Origin of the sequence: Streptomyces sulfonofaciens (assembly GCF_014656295.1) — a bacterium.
In the GTDB taxonomy this organism is placed as follows: domain Bacteria; phylum Actinomycetota; class Actinomycetes; order Streptomycetales; family Streptomycetaceae; genus Streptomyces; species Streptomyces sulfonofaciens.
The window spans coordinates 1-1,874 of record NZ_BNCD01000063.1 but is presented as its reverse complement, the minus strand read 5'-3'; the positions used below and the strand labels follow the sequence as shown (position 1 = coordinate 1,874).

Genomic DNA, 1,874 nt, shown 5'->3' with positions numbered 1-1,874 from the left:
TTTAGTTCAAGCAACCTAGCTTCCATAGTGGATTTTGTGTTTCTTTTAGCGATTTGGTTGTTAATATCCCACGCTACAAGCTTAATGTCCCTTTTAGCACGTTGCTTGTTGGCTTGTTTTTGTTTCTTGGTTTTGCCTTGTGGCAGTTGTTCAAAATAGAAATCAATATGCGTCACTTTGCGCTTATCGTGGCTGTTTCGGCGTTCCTTTTTGTAGCTCAAATGTTTAAAGGGGTAGATTTTTTTGAGTTCCTTGAGCGCAACTTTTAGAACAAATTTGTCAATATTGGGCATCGTGTAGTCTTTTGGAATGTCTAAAAGTTCCCTGAATTGAGTCCATTCCACGCTCAAAATCCCTGTGCTTTTGTATTGCTTGAGCAAGCGATAGAGCGTTTTAGCGTATTTGCCCCTTACTCTTTGAAATTCTAACAGATTGAAAGAAGTGTATTGACCCATGCCTAGATTGTTGAGCAAGTATTGATAGTTATCATTGAGTTGGATTTCTAAATACTTCAAATCTTTGCTAGGTTTATTCAATTCAATTTTACACCGACTAAAAAGCATGTAATTTTCTTGAATGATTGAAGTTTCTGTTTCGCTAATTTTCCAAAAATCAGCGGTTTTGATGCTATCCCACAGCTTAACCACCACTTCCGATAAGCGTTCATTAGAAATATCTATGTTTAGCATGCGTTTCAAATCTTGCGGTTCAAAACGAATGAGGGTATTCCCTTGATCTTTGAGTTTTTGAAAGATAGCGAACAAGAGATTGGCTTCCCTTTCGCTCAATTTCCCTAGATTGACCTTGTTGGTGTTGTTGTGGTAGGTGATATAGGTGTTATCTTTAGGGGTTGCAACCACTAAATCTTTGCATGGTGTGGGGGTGGTTTGTGGATCTTTTTTGGGTGTGGGTTCTTGGGTTAGCGTGGGTTCTAGTTCTTCTTTTTTAATTTCGTGCTTTGATAATAATTCTTTAATGGTTTGTGGGAGTGCATCTAATATTTCTAACGCTTTTTGTAAATCTAATCGATCAAATTCCACTATATGCCCCTTATTTTCGGTATAATAGTGCAAGTCATGCTAGTATGTTTATTAACGAGCCAACCCCATTAAACAAGGGATTAGCTTTCAATAAACCTAGTGGAGTAAAGGTGCGAGAATTACAAGCACTAGCACTAACATGAATAATAGCTTCATGGCACGATACCTCCTAACGAGGTGTCGCCCTCTCTATTCTCCAACCCACTAACTCAACAAAGTCAAGCTAATTACTCCAAATTGCTGTCGAACATAGGAAATACCGCGCTTGTGAAACTATCAGCACGCTGTTATTATAGCTCAAAATGGTTAATTGTAGGTATATTTTTACAAAATACTACTCATAGTGTTGGCAAGAACTACTCATAGTGTTGGCAAGAACTACTCATAGTGTTGGCAAGAACTACTCATAGTGTTGGCAAGAACTACTCATTCTTTCATTTTCACCTAAAAATGAGAAACTCTACAGCTTCGGTATTTAGGCTGTTACAACCCCCAATCCCTCACGCGCGCGCATGCGAGTAAAACATGTAAAAACAGTATACTGTTTAAAACATGTAATAAAAACAATGCGCATGACGCGCTACATATTTTTGGGATTTTAGTTTTAGAGGAGATTTTTTGTGCTTCACGCCAGGTTTGCGCTATCTTGTTTGATTTTGCTCACGCAAAACCATCTACGGCTAACGCCTACGATTTCAAACTGCGATGCGCTTTTATCCATGCTCGCTAACGCTTCGCTTATTGGTGTTTGCTTGTCAGCAAACAATAGGTTCAAAACCGCTTGAATGCTCGCTTACGCTCGCTTAGGCGGTTTTGTATTGGTTGGATTGATAG

General features: G+C 38.8%; 1 protein-coding gene. It reads right to left on the bottom strand.

The window, feature by feature from the left end:
- The coding region (locus IE313_RS36680; protein WP_189939330.1) for a replication initiation protein at positions 1-1,040 on the bottom strand (1,040 nt) is incomplete at its 3' end.
- Positions 1,041-1,874: the final 834 nt, after the last annotated feature.